Annotated in this window: 18 protein-coding genes; 1 reads left to right on the forward strand and 17 read right to left on the reverse strand. The window is 64.3% G+C overall.

Annotation, left to right across the window (positions count from 1 at the left end; genetic code table 11):
• Nucleotides 1-29 precede the first annotated feature (29 nt).
• From HDE78_RS01900 to HDE78_RS01935, 8 genes are all read right to left on the reverse strand, one after another.
• Nucleotides 30-236, reverse strand: a complete 207-nt coding sequence (locus tag HDE78_RS01900) for a cold-shock protein (protein WP_179476822.1) — start codon at nt 234-236, stop codon at nt 30-32.
• A gap of 159 nt (nt 237-395) precedes the next feature.
• Entirely contained in the window at nt 396-1,142 is a 747-nt protein-coding gene (locus tag HDE78_RS01905; RefSeq protein WP_179476823.1) for an S-methyl-5'-thioinosine phosphorylase, read from the reverse strand.
• Between the two features lie 3 nt (nt 1,143-1,145).
• Entirely contained in the window at nt 1,146-1,700 is a 555-nt protein-coding gene (locus tag HDE78_RS01910) for a hypoxanthine-guanine phosphoribosyltransferase (protein WP_179476824.1), read from the reverse strand.
• Nucleotides 1,697-2,731, reverse strand: a complete 1,035-nt coding sequence (gene nagZ / locus HDE78_RS01915) for a beta-N-acetylhexosaminidase (RefSeq protein ID WP_179476825.1) — start codon at nt 2,729-2,731, stop codon at nt 1,697-1,699. The genes HDE78_RS01910 and nagZ overlap by 4 nt, the downstream gene beginning before the upstream one ends.
• Nucleotides 2,725-3,246 carry a CYTH domain-containing protein gene (locus HDE78_RS01920; RefSeq protein ID WP_179476826.1) on the reverse strand — a complete coding sequence of 174 codons (522 nt, stop codon included), beginning with the start codon at nt 3,244-3,246 and terminating at the stop codon, nt 2,725-2,727. The genes nagZ and HDE78_RS01920 overlap by 7 nt, the downstream gene beginning before the upstream one ends.
• A 59-nt stretch (nt 3,247-3,305) precedes the next feature.
• Nucleotides 3,306-4,643, reverse strand: coding sequence for a 23S rRNA (uracil(1939)-C(5))-methyltransferase RlmD (gene rlmD / locus HDE78_RS01925; protein ID WP_179476827.1), 1,338 nt, complete (start codon nt 4,641-4,643; stop codon nt 3,306-3,308).
• Nucleotides 4,644-4,750: 107 nt separating this feature from the next.
• Nucleotides 4,751-5,353, reverse strand: a complete 603-nt coding sequence (locus HDE78_RS01930) for a YdbL family protein (protein ID WP_179476828.1) — start codon at nt 5,351-5,353, stop codon at nt 4,751-4,753.
• Between the two features lie 44 nt (nt 5,354-5,397).
• The gene (locus HDE78_RS01935) at nt 5,398-7,419 is read right to left on the reverse strand and encodes a hypothetical protein (protein ID WP_179476829.1); all 2,022 of its coding nucleotides are present in this window, start codon (nt 7,417-7,419) and stop codon (nt 5,398-5,400) included.
• 123 nt (nt 7,420-7,542) lie between these two features.
• Between HDE78_RS01935 and HDE78_RS01940 the strand changes: the two genes are divergently transcribed.
• Nucleotides 7,543-8,238 (forward strand): response regulator, encoded by a 696-nt coding sequence (locus tag HDE78_RS01940; protein WP_255457552.1) that lies wholly within the window; start codon nt 7,543-7,545, stop codon nt 8,236-8,238.
• Here the strand turns inward: HDE78_RS01940 and recO are convergent, their stop codons facing one another.
• From recO to rpoE, 9 genes are all read right to left on the reverse strand, one after another.
• A complete protein-coding gene (gene recO, locus HDE78_RS01945; protein WP_179476831.1) occupies nt 8,239-8,949 on the reverse strand; it encodes a DNA repair protein RecO in 711 nt (236 codons plus the stop codon).
• Between the two features lie 122 nt (nt 8,950-9,071).
• Nucleotides 9,072-10,013: a GTPase Era gene (gene era, locus HDE78_RS01950; protein ID WP_179476832.1), complete on the reverse strand. Its 942-nt coding sequence runs from the start codon at nt 10,011-10,013 to the stop codon at nt 9,072-9,074.
• 141 nt (nt 10,014-10,154) lie between these two features.
• Entirely contained in the window at nt 10,155-10,817 is a 663-nt protein-coding gene (gene rnc / locus HDE78_RS01955; RefSeq protein WP_179477108.1) for a ribonuclease III, read from the reverse strand.
• Between the two features lie 3 nt (nt 10,818-10,820).
• Complete coding sequence (locus tag HDE78_RS20940) at nt 10,821-11,426, reverse strand: DUF4845 domain-containing protein (RefSeq protein ID WP_255457553.1); 606 nt, start codon at nt 11,424-11,426, stop codon at nt 10,821-10,823.
• A gap of 49 nt (nt 11,427-11,475) precedes the next feature.
• Nucleotides 11,476-12,408 carry a signal peptidase I gene (lepB, locus tag HDE78_RS01965; protein ID WP_179476833.1) on the reverse strand — a complete coding sequence of 311 codons (933 nt, stop codon included), beginning with the start codon at nt 12,406-12,408 and terminating at the stop codon, nt 11,476-11,478.
• An 80-nt stretch (nt 12,409-12,488) separates the two neighbouring features.
• Nucleotides 12,489-14,279: a translation elongation factor 4 gene (lepA, locus tag HDE78_RS01970; protein ID WP_179476834.1), complete on the reverse strand. Its 1,791-nt coding sequence runs from the start codon at nt 14,277-14,279 to the stop codon at nt 12,489-12,491.
• Nucleotides 14,280-14,494: 215 nt separating this feature from the next.
• Nucleotides 14,495-15,973, reverse strand: a complete 1,479-nt coding sequence (locus tag HDE78_RS01975) for a DegQ family serine endoprotease (protein ID WP_179476835.1) — start codon at nt 15,971-15,973, stop codon at nt 14,495-14,497.
• A gap of 201 nt (nt 15,974-16,174) precedes the next feature.
• A complete protein-coding gene (locus HDE78_RS01980; RefSeq protein ID WP_255457554.1) occupies nt 16,175-16,858 on the reverse strand; it encodes a sigma-E factor negative regulatory protein in 684 nt (227 codons plus the stop codon).
• Entirely contained in the window at nt 16,855-17,448 is a 594-nt protein-coding gene (rpoE, locus tag HDE78_RS01985; RefSeq protein WP_179477111.1) for an RNA polymerase sigma factor RpoE, read from the reverse strand. Before rpoE ends, HDE78_RS01980 begins: the two co-directional genes overlap by 4 nt.
• Nucleotides 17,449-17,506: the final 58 nt, after the last annotated feature.

The following is a 17,506-nucleotide window of genomic DNA, read 5'->3' on the forward strand; positions in this document are numbered from 1 at the left end:
CTTTGTGCCTCACAACGCAGGCCCGTCGATCAGGCCGCTGCCTCGACCGCCGAGGCCTGGGCCCCCTTCGGCCCCTGGGTCACTTCGAACTGCACGCGCTGGCCTTCCTGCAGGCTGCGAAAGCCCTTGGTGTTGATGGCCGAAAAATGGACGAAAACGTCATCCCCACCGTCCTCGGGCGCGATGAAACCGAAACCCTTGGCATCGTTGAACCACTTGACCGTACCGAAACGCATTGCGTGAACCTCTGAACATGGATTGGGTGCGCCAGGCGCGCGCAGAACCACCCTCGTTCCCCTGGTTCGCCGCCCCCGACCTGCCGAAAAATATCAACATGTCCGGTCTCAGCGCAATATCCGCGACCTAGGAAATTACCGTAGACCGCGACGGCATCCTCAGCTCTCGAGCAGTGCCGCGAGAATGCGCGGCACCTCGGCCGTGGCCGCCGCCAGGTGCGCAAAGATTTCCTCGATGCTGATTTCCGACTCGTCGCCGCAGCCGGCGGCAAAGTTGGCGACCAGCGCGAGGCAGGCGTATTGCAGCTCCAGCTCGCGCGCCAGCGAGGCCTCGGGCATGCCGGTCATGCCGACCAGATCGCAGCCGTCGCGCTTCATGCGCGCGATCTCGGCGCGGGTTTCCAGTCGCGGTCCCTGGGTGGCGCCATAGCAACCACCGGCGATCACCGCGATGCCGGCCTTGGCCGCGGCGGCCAGCACCGTCTGCCGCAGCGACTCGGTATACGGCTCGCTGAAATCGATGTGCTTTACCTCGGCACCGTCGGCGTCGCAGAAGCTGGTATAGCGGCCGTGGGTGTAATCGATGACCTGATCGGGCACCACGATCACACGTGGCCCCATATCGGCACGAATGCCGCCGACGGCGTTGACGCCGATGACTTTGCGCGCGCCCAGACTGTGCAACGCCCACAGGTTGGCACGGTAATTCACTCGATGCGGCGGCAGGCTGTGGCTTTCGCCGTGACGGGCCAGAAAGGCCACCCGCTTGCCGGCAAAATCGCCGATCACCACGTCACCGGCGGCCGGGCCGTACGGCGTATCCACTGCATGCCGCACGGTATTTTCCAGCCCGGGAAACTTGTACAGGCCGCTGCCACCGATCACGGCGAGGTCGATGTTGCTCATAGCTCAGCCCTCCTTCAACGCATAAATGGCCGGCAGATTGCGGCCCTGCTCGTGAAAGTCCATGCCGAAGCCGAACACGTAGCGGTCGGGGAGTTCGATGCCGTGAAAGTCGGCGCTGATGCCTTCGACCAGGCGATCGTGGCGCTTGGTGCACAGGCTGACGATCAGCACCCTTTTTGCGCCGCGTTGGTAGCAGTCGTCGCGCACGGCTTTCAGCGTGTGGCCTTCGTCGAGGATGTCGTCGACCAGCAGCACCACCCGATCGACCAGCGACACCTGAGGCTCGCGCAGCCAGTGCAGTTCGCTGCCGGTGGTTTCGCCGCGATAGCGCGTGGCGTGGACGTAGTCGAATTCGAGATCGGTGCGGATGGCCAGAGCCAGCTGACCGGCGAAGATCAGCGCGCCGTTCATCACGGTGAGAAACACCGGACGCTCGCCGTCGAGCGCCGCATCGATCTTGTGCGCCATCTCGGCGATGACGCTGTCGATCTCTTGGCGCTCATGCAGCAGGTCGGCAGTAACGAGCGCATCGGCGAGCGAAGGTGTGAGCGTGTTCATGCGTTTTCCCGATCGGCGTTCAACGCCGTGATGCGCGCGACGAAACGATCGCGCTGTGGATTGTTGAGAAGACCGGCCCAGCTGGCGCCGATGGCGCCGCGAAGCGCGGCAAGTTCGGGCGATAGGGCGCTCAGGCTCGCGCGGTCGGAGGCGCGATCCTGCACGGCGGCGATCGCCTGCGCCACCACGTCGGGGAAACAGGCCAGTACCAGATCGCAGCCCGCGTCGAGGTGGGCGCACACGCGCTCTTCCACGCTGCCGGCGGCACCGGCGGCGGCCATGCTGATGTCGTCGCTGATCACCGCGCCGGCAAAACCCAGCTCGCCGCGCAGGATCTGCTCGATCCATACGCGCGAATAGCCGGCAGGCTCGCCGTCGATCGCCGGATAGGTGACGTGCGCCATCATCACCGCCTCGACCTTGGCCTCGATGCATTCGGCAAACGGCAGCAGATCGTCACGGCGGATGGTGTCCAGATCGCGCGGGTCGATCGCCTGCGCCTTGTGCGTATCGGCAGCGACCGAGCCGTGGCCGGGGAAATGCTTGAGTACCGCTGCCATACCGCCCAGATGCATGCCGCGCACATAGGCCTGCGCCAGCTCGGCGGTGATCGCCGGATCGGCATGGAACGCGCGCAGGCCGATGGCCGCGTTGCCACGCGCCAGATCGACCACCGGCGCAAAGCTGAAATCCACGCCGCTGGCGCGCAGCTCGCTGGCCATGACCCAGGCGTGCTCCTCGGCCAGCCGCACCGCTTCCAGCGGATCGCGATCGTATACCTCGCCGATGCGTGCCAGCGCCGGCAGCCGGGTGAAGCCGTCGCGGAAGCGCTGTACCGGGCCGCCTTCCTGATCGACCGCGATCAGCAGCTCGTCGCCGCCGACCTCGCGGATGGCATCGCACAGCGCCACCAGCTGTTCGCGGCTGGCGTAGTTGCGCGAAAACAGCAGCACGCCGACGACGCCCGGCGCCGCGAGCCAGGGCTTTTCGTGATCGGCCAGTTCGAGGCCGGCGATACCGATCATCAGCATGCCGCGTCCTCCGCGGCGCGCTCTGCCGGCGACCACTGCGTGAACGGATGGGCGATCAGGTTGACGTTGTAGTAACGCGTCAGCGCGCTCACTTCTGCGCCCAGCCAGGCGGGTTTCGGAAACGCGGCGTCCACTGCCGACAGTTCGATCTCCGCCACGATCAGACCTTGGTTCTCGCCCAGAAATTCATCGATCTCGAACAGTGCCTCGCCGACGTGTACGTGGTGACGAATCTTTTCCAGCACGCCGTCGCACAACGTGGCCAGCAGCGCCTGCGCGTCGGCCAGCGCAATGGCGTACTCGAACTCGGCCCGCTCGATACCCGCCACCGCCGCCTTGATGTTCAACCAGGCCTGGTCGCCGGCGATGCGCGCGCGCACGGACGCGCGTGCGTCGCCATTGCGCAGCGCCTGCGCACCGACCAGATAACCTTGCGCGATGGTCTTGCTGTGCGAAACGCCGGCGCGCCAGCTGTCGTCGCGCAGAAGAAATTTTCGTTCGATTTCGATGGCCATGGCTTTTAGTTGAAAAGTGCGGCCATGGATGGCCGCTTTTTGATCTTCGCGTTAAAGGACTAACGCATAAATACAGCAATGGATTCGACGTGCGAAGTGTGCGGAAACATATCCATCACGCCGGCGGACTTCAGGGTAAACCCGTGCCGATCGACCAGGATGCCGGCATCGCGCGCCAGCGACGCCGGATGGCACGACACGTAGACGATGCGGCGCGTCTGCTTGTGCGGCAGGTATTCCAGCACCTTGTCGGCGCCGGCGCGCGGTGGATCGAGCAGCATCTTGTCCCATGGTTGGCGCGCCCAGTCGGCGCTGCGCTGATCCTCGAACAGGTTGGCCACCTGAAAGCGCGCGTTGGCGATGCCGTTGCGCGCGGCGTTCTGCGCCGCGCGTTCGACCAGACCGTGCTCGCCTTCCACGCCGACGACTTCAGCGACGCGCCGGGCGATCGGCAACGTGAAATTGCCCAAGCCGCAGAACAGGTCGAGCACGCGATCGGTCGGCTGCGGATCGAGCAGCTCCATCGTGCGCGCCATCATCCGCACATTCATGCCGGCATTGACCTGGACGAAATCCAGCGGCTGAAATTCCAGCTCGACGTCGTCGATGGCCGTGTCTGCGCTGGGAATGCGGAAGGCCAGACGCGGGTTCTCCGGCCACAGCGGATGCACACTGCTGTTGCCGCCGGGCTGCAAAAAGATAGCCAGATCGTGCTGCTGACCGAACGCGGTGAGCTTGGCCAGATCGGACTCACTCAATGGCTGCATGTGCCGGAAAACCAGTCCCATAGTGTCGTCGCCCGCAGCGAACTCGATCTGCGGAATATCGCTGGCCGCATCCATGCCGTTGATCAGATCGGCCAGCAGGCCGATCTTCGGACCGAGCGCCGGATGCATCACCTCGCACTGCTGGACGTCGGCAACAAAGGCGTGGTTACTCTCTTCGCGGAAGCCGACCAGCACGCGGCCCTTCTTCACCACGTTGCGAACGGAAAGCCTGCCCTTGCGCCGATAGCCCCACGACTGATCGGTCAGCGGCGGCAGCCACTGCTGCGGCGTCACCTTGCCGATGCGCTCGAAGTTTTCGGTCAGCACGCGCTGCTTGGTGGCGATCTGCGAGTCCGCGTCCAAATGCTGCAACGAACAGCCGCTGCATTCGCCGAAATGCCGGCAGCGCGGCTCGACCCGGTGCGGCGAGCGGGTGATCAGCTCGACCACCTCGGCCTCGTCGAAATGCCGATGGCGTTTGCGCAAGCGCAGCAGCACGTGTTCGTCCAGCAGCGCGCCGCTGACGAACACCGCCTTGCCGTCGACGCGGGTGACGCCGCGACCGTCGTGGCTGAGGTCGGTGATCACCGCTTCGAACGGTGTGGTGGATACGGAATTGGATCGGGACATAGGTAATCAGCAAGCCAGAAAATCGGCGCATCGACGGATGCGAAACACATTAGCCGCCGATTATCACAGATCGATTGCCACGCCGCCTTGCGGCAAGGACAACGCGCCTATTTCTGCTGCCAGGCGCCTGAAGCGTTCTGCACATACCAGCCGGCCTTGGCTCGATCGATCCAGCCCTTGGCAAACGTCGCCTGGATCTGCGCCTGCCACTCGGGATGGCCGTTGGCACTGGCCACTTCGCGATACAGCGCGGCGCGATCGCGGTTTTCGTCGGCCACCGTGGCGGACGCCTGGGCACGCTCACTCAGCGGCACCTTGGACGCGTCACGCATGGCGACCATGCCATCGCGGGTGAAGCCCACCGCGCCGCTGTCCAGCAGCGCTCCTAGCGGCCCTTGAAAGCGTCCACTCATGCGGGCGCTGATGGCTTCGGTAGCGGCGGTCTGCACACGGATGTTCGGCACATCGGCCGCGGCGGCGGTGGGAATCAGCACGTCCAGCAGCATCGCCGACGGGTGCTGGCCGCTATCCGCTGCCGGCGGCGGATCCTTGGGCGCGGGCTTGGCCGGGCTGGCGCTGTCGATCACGTTGCCGATGAACTGATCGGCGGCCTTTTGTGCGGCGGCCTCGGGGAAATACACGTTGATGGTGACGCAGCCGACCAGGGCGATGGCCAGAGTGGCGAGGAGTCCGACGACGAGTTTGCGCATGAGCCTTCCAACGTTGAATAACGACAAGGGGTGAAAGAAACGCCTCAACGCACCTGCGGCGCGGCGCCGTTGATGGCCCCCTGCAGACGCTCCACCAGGGTCGGCCAGTCGACCTGTGCCTGATGGCCGACGACCTGCAAACGCGGCAGGCCGCTGCCTTCGAGAATAGTGTAGCTGTCGCCGCCGGAGTCCAGCCCGCTCATCCGGCAGACCGATGCCTGCAGCGTGCAGTTGAGGCCGATGCGCTTGTAGCCGAAGGTCTTGAACAGCTTGAGCACCACGCCCTGCAGGCCGGCCGCGATGCCGCCACCGCCGACCGTGGTGAGATTGTTGACCGCGCGCTGGCTGATCCGCCCGCCGCTGCCGGCCAGCAGGCGTGCGTCGAACGCCACAGGCTTCCAGTCGACCAGTTGCAGCTTGTCGATCGAGCCGTCCATGCGGCCGGTGATGCTGCCGAAGTCGAATACGCTGGTCATCGCGCCCAGATCGAGCTGGCGCAGGCTCATGTCACCGCTCAGCGCGGGACTCGGGCCGAACGGCTGCTGCACGGACAGCCGAGTGATGTCGACAAAGCCGCCAAACAGGCTGGCCGACAGTCCGCCCTGCAACTCGATGCGATCGTCGATCCAGCGCAGCGAGGGAATCGCGCCGGCCAGGGTGCCGGGAAACGCGGGCCAGCCCATGGCACGGCTGAACGCGCTCATGTCGATGCCGAGCAGAACCAGGGAGGTGGTGAGCCGCTGCCCCTTCGCCGCAGCCGGGCGCCAGTCCAGCTGCCCTACGCGTAGATGACCGTTCAGCAACGGCACGTCGAGTGGTTTTTGCAGGCTCAGCAGGCCATCGCGACTTTGCCAGTGCGCCTGGGCGGCACCGTTGGTCAGGCGATAAAATTGCAGGCCGCTCCAGCCCAGCGTGGTGGCCGGCCGATCGCCCTGCACCGCCCAGTCCATGCCGCCGCGCAGATTCCTGATCGCCACACTACCGTCTGCGTCGGCCAGATCGAGATTATCTGTGTTGAAGGCGAACGCATGCAGCCCATCGGCGCGCATATCCACGGTGCCGCTGAGCTGCCCCGCACTGGTGAGGTTGCGCAGACCCATCGTGGCCAGCCACGCCTCGCCGTAGCGCTGATACGCGGCCGGAAAACTGGCGTGGAAGCGATCCAAGCTCAGGGTTTTCAGCATGCCTTTGGCATCGAATGCCAGCGCGCCCTCGAGCTGCAGCGCGTCGGCGTCGTTGATCTGCAGGCGATTCAAGGCGAAGGCACCGTTCTGCGCGGTAGCCTGCAAGCTCAGCGGCACGGCATGGTTCGGCAGCTTGGCGTAGATCGGCCCGAGCAGGATCTCGCCGCCACGCAGGCTGGTTTCCAGATCGATCTGTGCCGGCCCGTCGGTAGTGTCCAGATCGAACTGGCCCCCACCGCTGAGCCGCTGCGCCGCCAGCGTGCCGGACGGCGTATCGAAGCCCGCGTCGCTGAGAGTGAACTGACCGGACGACTGCAATCCGACATCGCGCACGTCCAGCGCCAGCTTGGCGTCGAGTTTGCCGCCGGTCGCGTGGCCCGACCACACCGTGCCGAGCAGGCCCTGCAACCAGCCGGCGGGCAGGTTTTTCAGGTCGATCTGCAGGTGGCTCAGCTGATCCAGCGGCATGGCGGTGCTGACCTGCGCCTTGCCCTGGGCGATGTCGATCTGCAGGGTATTGGCCGCTTCGCTGAGCTGCATGACCGCATGCGCGTTGCTCAACGCACCGCCTGGCGCATTCGCCAGCTGCACGCCGCTGTCGACAATCCAGCGCAGCTGCGAGTCGCGCTGCAGGCTGCCATCCAGCGTCAGGCCGAGCCGATGCCAGCCCATGGCCGCAATATCCGCCTGTGCGGCATGCAGCTGCAGGCGCAGGCCGCCCTTGCCGTCCTCACCGATGCGCACGTTCACCGACTGCAGTCGAACGCCCGGCACGCTGACGGCCCTGGCGCTCAGCACGATATCCGCCCGCGCGGGCGCTACCCACAGGCTGCCCAGCAGGAGCAGGCAGCACAGCAAAAGATGGCTTGATGTCGAACGCATGTCGCGCCATTCTGCCAAACTCAGATGAACGATATGGATTTCGTTATGCATCGATGGTTTTCCGACTCATCTTCGAAGGCGGCCGCGTCCATCGACAGCCCAGCCGCTGGTTCCGTCAAACCCTTGCAAGCCACTCATTTACGCGTACTCGTCGCCGACGACGATCCCGGCAGCTGCCGCTTCCTGTGCGATGGATTGCGCTCGATGGGCGCGCGCGCCGAGGCCTGCGGCAATGGCCTGTCGGCGCTGGAGCGAGCGCGGCTGGAAACGTTCGATCTGCTGCTACTGGACTGCCGGATGCCTGGCGCCGGTGCGCTGGAAATACTGACTCTGCTGCGCGAAGACGCCGAAGCACTGTCCGCCGACAGCACGGCCGTGGCGACGACCGCCGAACTGGCGCCGGCCGATCGCAAGGCGCTGCTCGGCGCCGGCTTCAGCGAGATTTTGCTCAAGCCCTGCGGGCTGAGCGATCTGCAGCGCCTGCTGACGCTGTCGGATCGCAGCGGCATCGCCATACTCGACGACGGCGCCGCGCTGATGACCACCGGCGATACCACCACGATGCGCGCGCTGCGCCTGCTGCTGCGCGAAGAGCTGGCGGTGCTCGAGCGCGAGCTGGACCAGGTCAGCCTGGATCGCGTCGACTTCGGCGAGCGCCTGCATCGGCTGCGGTCGTCATGCGGATTTTGCGGCGCCGCCACGCTCTCGACGCAGACGGCCTTGCTGCAAAGACAGCTGGCCCGAGCCGATGCCGCGCCGGTCTCGCTGGTGCGTTTCCGCCGCGCGCTGCTGGCGACGATCCAGGCGCTGGATCGCTGATCAGCGGCGCGAGCTGGCCATGGCCAGCACGCGCCAGGCGCGCAGCTCGCCGCCGCCGAGATGAAAGCGGATGATCTCGCGCATCAGGTCGCGCAGCGTACGCAAGCCGGCATTGTCCGGCATCCGATCCTGCTGAAGCGCGAGCAGATCGCTGCCTCGGATGGCCCGCGCATGGCTGGCTACGCTGCGCACGGCACCCTGATCGGCCCGATAGCGGTAGTGCTCGTCGGCTTCCAGCGGCTCGCCGTTTTCAGCGTCGAGCTCCAGCTGCAGGCCATAGCCGATCGCTTCCAGCAGATCGCGCTCGAACCGACGCAGCGTCCACGCCAGCGGCTCGCCGCCGGCCAGCCGTGCCAGCGTGGTCGCATAGGCATCGAACAGGCTGGGAAACGGATCCTGCCGCTCGGTCAGCCGCACCACCAGCTCGTTGAGATAGAGGCTGGCCAGCGCCGCGTCGCCGACCATCCGCAGCGGCACGCCGACCGGTTCGACCGCGGTCAACGTGGCCAGCTCGCCGCGCAGCAGCAGATCCATCGCGATCGGCTGGAACGGCTCCAGCTGCGCCCGCTTCAGGCGGGCCTTTTCGCCGCGCACGCCGCGCGCGATCACACCGATGCGGCCGTGCTCGCGCGTCAGACACTCCAGCAACAGCGACGTCTCGCGGTAAGGCCGCGCGTGCAGCACGTAGGCGGGTTGCTGTTCGATGCGCATGGCGGCTGTCTAGGGGAGAGGGACGAGTCGCGAGGGCGTAAATCCGAATCGCCTTCTTCGGCGTTATGTTTCGAAGAGCCTTCCTGAGGGCGCCCTCGCTACTCGCCTCTCGTCCCTCGCTCCTAATCCGTATACCCGAACTTCTTCAGCATGTTCTCGTCGTCCACCCAGCCTTCGCGCACCTTGACCCACAGCTTGAGGAAGACCTTGCGCTCGAACATGCGCTCCATATTGCGGCGGGCGCCGCTGCCGATCGCCTTGAGCTGGGCGCCACCGTTGCCGATGACGATGGCTTTCTGGCCGTCGCGCTCGACCCAGATGATGGCGTGGATTTCGGCGATGCCGTCGGGCCGGTCGCTGAACTGCTCGATTTCTACCGTGGTGGCATACGGCAGCTCCTGATCGAGCCGCAGCATCAGCTGTTCGCGCACCATTTCGGCGGCCAGAAAGCGCTCGCTGCGGTCGGTGACCTCGTCATCGGCATACTGCGGCGGCTGCACCGGCAGGCGCTTCAGGATCGCCTGTTCGAGCTCGCTCAAACCCTGCTTTTTCAGCGCGCTGACGTAGTGGATTTCATCGTAACTATGCTTGGTCACCAACTCGGTGACGAACGGCAGCATCACCGTCTTGTCCTTGTTGAGGTCGACCTTGTTGATCACCAGAATGCGTGGCGACGACTGCTCGACCAATGCCGCATATAGCGCCTCGTCCTCATCGGTGAAACGACCGGCCTCGATCACCTGCACCACCAGATCGACGTCGCTGATCGCCGAACGCGCGGCGCGATTCAGGCTGCGGTTCATGGCGCGCTTGGCACCGCGATGCAGACCGGGCGTATCGACGTACAGAATCTGCCCCGCTTCGCTGGTGGCGATACCGAGAATGCGGTGGCGCGTGGTCTGCGGCCGCGGGCTGACGATCGACAGGCGAAAGCCGATCAGCGCGTTCAGCAGCGTGGATTTGCCCACGTTCGGACGGCCGGCCAGCGCCACCGTACCGCAGCGAAAATCCTCGTGCGGCAGCTCGGGGCCGGTGTCTTGGGGGTGGTCCAGTTCGTGGTTCATGAGGTGAATTGCTCGACAAGTCGGACGGCAAGTGTAGTGCTTCGCCGCAAACAGCATGGAAAGGTGACCGGTGCGCACGAAGTCCCCGGCGGGTTGGGAGAGGCCCGCCGAACCGCCAAAGGGCGGCCATGGCGAGAGAAATCAGGATTTTTTGCGCTGCTTTTCCAGCAGCTCGCTCAGCACGATGTCGGCCGCGTCCTGCTCGGCGGCGCGGCGGCTGTCGCCGCGCGTCTGTGCGCTCAGCGGCAGCGGCTGATCGATGGCGCAACGGACATCGAACGTCTTGGCGTGATCCTCGCCGTGGCTGGCGAGCAGATCGTATTGCGGCAGCGGCCAGCCGCCGGCCTGCAGATACTCCTGCAATCGGGTCTTGGCATCCTTGGAGGATCGACGCAACGCGATGACCCGCTCGCCAAACAGGCCGCGCAGCACTTCGCGACAGGCGTCGAAGCCGCCATCGAGATACACCGCGGCGATCAGTGCCTCAAAGGCATCGGCCAGAATCGAATCGCGACGAAAACCGCCGCTCTTTAGCTCCCCGGGCCCGAGCTTGAGCTCGTCACCCAGCGCCAGTTCGCGCGCCACCGCGGCGAGAGCCTGGCCGTTGACCAGCTGCGCGCGCAGCCGTGAAAGCTCGCCTTCACTGGCCTTGGGATGAACCTCGAACAGCAGTTCGGCGATGACGGCACCCAGCAACGCATCGCCAAGAAACTCCAGTCGCTCGTTGTTCGGCTTGCCGACGCTGCGGTGGGTGAGCGCCAGCTGCGCCAGCGCCGGGTCGCGAAAACGATAGGACAGTTGCACCATTTACTGGCCTACATTGCCCTGCAGCGGCACACTCTTGTGGAAGTGCAGCAGAAAATCGATGTTGTACATGAACGGGATTTGCTTGTCGTAATCGACATTGAGCGTGTTGCCACCGCCCGCATCGCGCTTGATCGTGATATCGCTCGGCTTGATGGTGGCGTCGTCGACGTACTGGAAGCCCAGCTTGAAGAACAGGTCGCGACGGATATCGTCGAGCGTCTTGCCGTTGGTGCCTGCGGTGGCGATCTGGTTCATCGCCTTGCTGACACCCATCGATTCAGAATAGGACGGGAACAACTTCATCGCCATATAGGCAAAAAAGCCGACGATGATGATGAGAAACAAAAACCCGATCAGAGTGACGCCCGACTGTTTCGATTTCATAGTCCCCTCACTATGCCGCCAGGTGGCGTGCTTATGGTCTGCGTATTGCATATCGAAGAATACGGCGCGATAAAACATCGCGGCCATGCCTAAAAGATAACCTGCCTGAAAAATGACCCGCGCGGATTCACTCGTCCCTTCGATACCTCTGGCTGCCACCGGCATTGCCGACGCACCGCTCGCGCCAGCGGATTCTCGCACGGCCGGCGCGCTTGTGTTCAATTCGATTGCCGGAGTAGCAGTCCGGCAGAATCGGATGACGCAATCTCGCCTAGTGAATCAGCGTGCCGATGCGCGAGAAATCCACGCCACCGGTGTGCAGGCCCTTCCAACTCATCCAGATCAGAAACGCCTTGCCGGCCAGGTTCTGCTCCGGCATGCAGCCCCACCAGCGGCTGTCCAGGCTGTTTTCGCGATCGTCGCCCATCACCAGATAGCAGCCTTGCGGCACCAGCGAGGGCACTTTGGAATTCGGGATCGAACGCGTAGGGCCGCGAAGCGGCATGCGCGCGATCAGATGATCGCGCGTGCCGAGGTGTTCGTTCCACACGGTGGCCTCGAAATTCAGCAGTTGGGCGTCTTCTTCGCGCTGCGGGTTGCCCTTGAACGGACCGATTTCCTCGTCGACCACCGGCTTGCCGTTGATGATGATCTGGCTATCGTGCACCTCAACGGTGTCGCCCGGCAGGCCGATGATCCGCTTAATCCAGTTCTGGCTCTGCACCGGCAGATGCGGCGTCGGGCAGGTGTCATCCGGGCCGAGGGCGGGCTCGCCGTCTTCGCCGCCGCCGACGCGAATCATCTGACCGCTTTCATCTTTGCAGAGATATCCAGGAAAGCGGAATACCACCACGTCGCCGCGCTTGGGTTCGCCAATGCTGAGGAACTTGGTGTTGAAGGCCGGCATGCGCAGGCCGTAGGCAAACTTGTTGACCAGAATAAAGTCGCCGACATCGAGTGTCGGCATCATCGAGCCGGAGGGAATGCGAAAAGGCTCGGCCACGAACGAACGCAGCAGCAGCACCACCAACACCACCGGAAACAGCGAGCGCGCCCAGTCTACCGCCACCGGATCGGTGTACTCGGTGCCGGCGGCATCGAGACGTGCCTTGCGCTTTTTGTACAGAAACAGGCGATCCAGGCCCCACACCACGCCGAACAGCACAGTGAGGCCAAGCAGAATCGCCGAAAAATCAAAATCCATGGAGTGCTCCGTCGTTATCGATCCAGACCGGTTTCAATTCGATATCGGTCAGATCATCGCCTAAATCGATGACCCAGCGCTTATTTATCTACCCGCAACACCGCAAGAAACGCTTCCTGCGGAATTTCCACCCGCCCGACCTGCTTCATGCGCTTCTTGCCTTCCTTCTGCTTTTCCAGAAGTTTCTTTTTGCGGCTCACGTCGCCGCCGTAGCACTTGGCCAGAACGTTCTTGCGCAGCGCTTTCACGGTGGAGCGAGCGATGATCTGCGCGCCCACGGCAGCCTGGATCGCCACGTCGAATTGCTGGCGCGGGATAAGGTCTTTCATGCGTTCCACCAGCTCGCGGCCTTTGCGGTCGGCATGGCTGCGGTGCAGGATCAGGCTCAGCGCGTCGACGCGGTCACCGTTGATCAGCACATCGGTGCGCACGAATGGGCCGGCCTCGAAGCGCTCGAAGTGATAGTCCATCGAGGCATAGCCGCGCGACACGGATTTCAACCGGTCGAAGAAATCCATCACGACTTCGGCCAGCGGCATTTCGTAAACGATCTGCACCTGCGTGGCCAAGTACTGGATCGAGCGCTGCACGCCGCGCTTGTCCTGGCACAGCGTGACGATGTTGCCGATGTAGGCCTCAGGGGTGAGGATGCTGGCCACGATGATCGGCTCGCGGATTTCCTGCACTTGCGGCGACGACGGCAGCTTGGAAGGGTTGTCCAGCATCATGATGCTGCCGTCGGTTTTCAGGATCTCGTAGATCACGGTGGGCGCGGTGGTGATCAGATCGAGATCGTATTCGCGCTCCAGCCGCTCCTGCACGATTTCCATGTGCAGCATGCCGAGAAACCCGCAGCGAAAACCGAAGCCCATCGCCTCGGACGACTCCGGCTCGAAAAACAGCGCGGCGTCGTTCAGGCGCAGCTTGTCCAGCGCCTCGCGCATCGCCGGGTAATCGTCGGAGGACACCGGAAACAGGCCGGCGAACACGCGCGGCTGCATGTGCTGAAAACCCGGCAGCGCCTTCTCCGCCGGCTTGCCTGCATGGGTCAGCGTGTCGCCGACCGGCGCGCCGTGCACGTCCTTGATCGAGGCGTTGATCCAGCCGACTTCGCCCGCGCCCAGATGGTCGAGCTTCTTGCGCTTGGGCGTGAACACGCCGACGTCGCCGACTTCGTGGGTGCGGCCGGTCGACATCACCAGCAGCTTGTCGCCGGGACGGATCTCGCCCTGCATCACGCGCACGAGCGACACGACGCCCAGGTAATTGTCGAACCACGAGTCGATGATCAGCGCCTGCAGCCGATCGGTATCGCGCGGCTTAGGCGGCGGAATGCGGGCGATGATCGCCTCCAGCACCTCGATCACGTTGAGGCCGGTCTTGGCGCTGATCGCCACCGCGTCGGTGGCATCGATGCCGATCACGGCCTCGATCTCGAGCTTTACCTTTTCGATATCGGCCGTCGGCAGATCGATCTTGTTGAGCACGGGAATCACTTCGAGCCCCTGCTCCACCGCGGTGTAGCAGTTGGCGACCGACTGTGCCTCGACACCCTGCGCCGCATCGACCACCAGCAGCGCGCCTTCGCATGCGGCCAACGAGCGGCTGACCTCGTAGGAGAAATCCACATGCCCGGGCGTGTCGATGAAATTCAGCTGATAGGTCTTGCCGTCACGCGCGGTGTACGGCAGCGACACCGACTGCGCCTTGATGGTGATGCCGCGCTCGCGCTCGATCGGGTTGTTGTCCAACACCTGCGCTTCCATCTCGCGATCGGCCAGACCGCCGCACAGCTGGATGATGCGATCGGCGAGCGTCGACTTGCCGTGGTCGATATGGGCAATGATGGAGAAGTTGCGGATCAATTCCATGGAGCGCTGGCGGCCTGTCGAACGTGGGTCTGCCGCCACACGCGGCGCGCAGGCAGCGCACCACCGACGGGTGATGCTAACCCGGCATTATCGCATGGAACGCACCGCCCCGGCCGCATGGCCACGGCGGAGATCGAGAGGTGCCGCTTGAGCGATACGAGCTGTCGCCACACCCGGCATCAGGCCGAAACGTGGCGGCAGCACAAGCACCGCGCTTATTTGCCGTCCGGCACCGTCAAGCCGATGAATTGGCTCTGGTCGCCGCGACGCACCAGCAGCAGCACGGTATCGCCTGCTTTCAGGCCCTTGGTGGCGGCCTGGAAGGCGGTGACGTTGCCGACCCGCTGCTGGTTCACCATCAAAATGATGTCGCCTTGCTGCAGGCCGGCGCTGGCCGCCGCGCGCCCGGTGATGCCGCCGATCTGGACACCTTCGCCGGATTTCAGGCCCAGCTGCTGACGGGTTGCCGCATCGATGTTCTGCACCGAAAGGCCCAGCGCGGTCGAACCCGATGGCGCGGACGCAGAGCCGCCGTCGGACGCGCTCGACAACGTCTTGTCATCACGCGGAGCGGCGCCCACGACGACCGGGATGGTTATTTTCTTGCCGTCACGAATGATGTCCAGCGTTGCCTTGGTGCCCGGCTTGGTCAAGCCGACCAGCGGCGGCAGATCGGGCGCTTGGCTGATGGGCTGGCCGTTGTATCCGACGATGATGTCGCCCTGCTGTATCCCGGCCTTGCCGGCAGCACTGCCGGCGTCGACGTCGGAAACGATGGCGCCATTCGCATTGGGCAGCTTCAGCGCCTTGACCACATCGTCGCTGAGTGGCCCCACGTGCACGCCGAGCTGACCGCGAGTGACGAAGCCATGTGCCTTGATCTGCTCGACCGCGCTCATCGCCACGTCGATCGGGATCGAGAACGCCACGCCCTGGTAGCCTCCGGTGCTGGAATAGATCTGCGAATTGACGCCGACCACCTGGCCCTGCAGGTTGAACAGCGGACCGCCGGAGTTGCCGCGGTTGATCGGCACGTCGGTCTGGATAAACGAGGTGTACGGTTGGTCGGCACTGCCCAGATTGCGTCCGACGGCACTGACGATGCCCTGCGTCACGGTGTAATCGAAACCGAACGGCGAGCCGATGGCCAGCACCCACTGGCCGGCCTTGAGCGTGCGCGAATCGCCGACGCTGACTGCCGGTAAGTTGTCGCCGTCGTTGATCTTCAGCACGGCGATGTCGTATTTCGGATCGGTACCGACGACCTTGGCAGTGAACGTGCGCCGATCCTGCAAGCGCACGGTCACCTCGTCGGCGCCGTCGACAACGTGGTTGTTGGTCAACACGTAGCCATCGCGCGAAATGATGAAACCCGAACCCAGCGAGGTGTGCTTCTGGTCTTCCGGCGAGGGCATCATCGGCATGCCGAAAAAGCGTCGAAACATTTCCGCCTGCGGATCGTCCGGGCTGCCGTCCTGATCGGGATCGGTCGACGCGCGCGACGGCTTTCGGCTCTTGCCGTTGTATTTGGCTTCAACGTGCACCACGGCAGGCGCGTTTCTCTCGACGATGCCGGTGAAATCCGGCAGGCCGCCAGTAGCCATCGTGGTGGTCTGCGCCCATGCGCTGCCGGTGGCGACAGCAAGACTCAGCGACACGCCGCACGCCAGAGTGCGCAAGACGGGAAATTTCATGACTCCTCCTAGTAGGGTTGGCTTGATGAAAAACATGGGCGCCGCCCGATCGCTCGACTTGCGAACCTCGCCGCCGCAGGCGGGATGCCCGGTAACCAGGCAGCGGCATCCGCCCATAAAAAAACCGTCGGCCCGGGTGGGCCGACGGTTCGGAGACAAACACGATGGGCGGCGGCACCCGTCACTGGCGTAACGGCAAATTCAGTGCACCGCGGCCGCAGCCTGTCGCGGCGGATTCTGCGAAACCGGCTGCTGCTGTGGATCGAGCAGCAATAAGTAGCTACCGTCGTTATTGTTCAAAGTGCGGTAGCGGTGCATCAGCGGATACGCCGAGAGACGCTTGCTGCCGTACACCGGCTGATTGCCGCCCGGAAAAATCTCGCTGGTGGCGGACGCCTGCTGGCTCAACGTGCCCGCCGAATTGCCGCTCAGCCAGGACGGCACCGTGGCCGGAATCGACGATTTGCGCGCTGGCGTGATGTCGGCAACGGCACTGCTGCCGGCCGCCCGCTGACCGCTGGGTGCCGCCGCGGTGCGATCCACATCCGCCACAGGCTGGCCGATCATCAGCGCGGCCGCGGCCACGCTGGCAGCGATGGCGCCGCCGGCGGACCAGCGCAGCCAGTGATTGCGCTTTGTGCCGACAGGCGCAGCCTCCTGATCGATCGCCAGCATCACCCGAGAGGCGAAACTCGACGACGCCAGCGCCGGCAACTGCCGACGCAGCCCATCGCGAGCCAGGTTGTAACGCGTCCACGTCTGCTGCAGCGAGACGTCGTGATCGAGCCGGCGCAATAAAAAGCGCATGGCCTCTTTCGACAGCTCGCCGTCGAGGCCGGCGGAAAGGTCTTCGTTGGCGTTCGGGGTCATGTCTGGCTTGTTCATGTCTTGTCCTCGCGGTCCGACAATAGCGGCCGCAGCTTTTCATCGATCGCTTCACGTGCCCGGAAGATGCGCGAACGCACCGTACCGATCGGGCAACCCATCGCCTCTGCGATTTCGTCATAACTCAGACCGTCCACTTCGCGAAGCGTGATGGCGGTACGCAGTTCTTCGGGCAAGGCTTGGACAGTGGAAAATACGGATTGTTCAATTTCCTGGCGCATCATTTCGCGTTCGGGCGTGGCGCTGTCATGCATGCGCTCGGCGCCTGCCATGAAAACCGCATCCTCGGCGTCCACATCGTCGGTCGGCGGACGGCGGCCCATCGCCACCAGATGGTTTTTGGCCGTATTTACCGCAATCTTGTACAGCCACGTATAAAACGCGCTGTCGCCGCGGAACGAACCGAGGGCCCGCCACGCGCGAATAAACGACTCCTGCGCAATATCCTCGCACTCGGCGTGGCTGCGCACGTAGCGGGATACCAGGGCGATGACCTTATGCTGGTACTTGCGCACCAAGAGGTCGAAAGCTCGCTTGTCCCCGTTCTGAACACGCTCGACCAGCGCGCGATCCAGTTCGTTTTCGCCCATTCGGGCTGTATCCATCGTCAATGCCGTCATCCGCTGCGGGAACTGGGTTAAAACTGGA

Origin of the sequence: Rhodanobacter sp. K2T2 (genome assembly GCF_013408815.1) — a bacterium.
In the GTDB taxonomy this organism is placed as follows: Bacteria; Pseudomonadota; Gammaproteobacteria; order Xanthomonadales; family Rhodanobacteraceae; genus Rhodanobacter.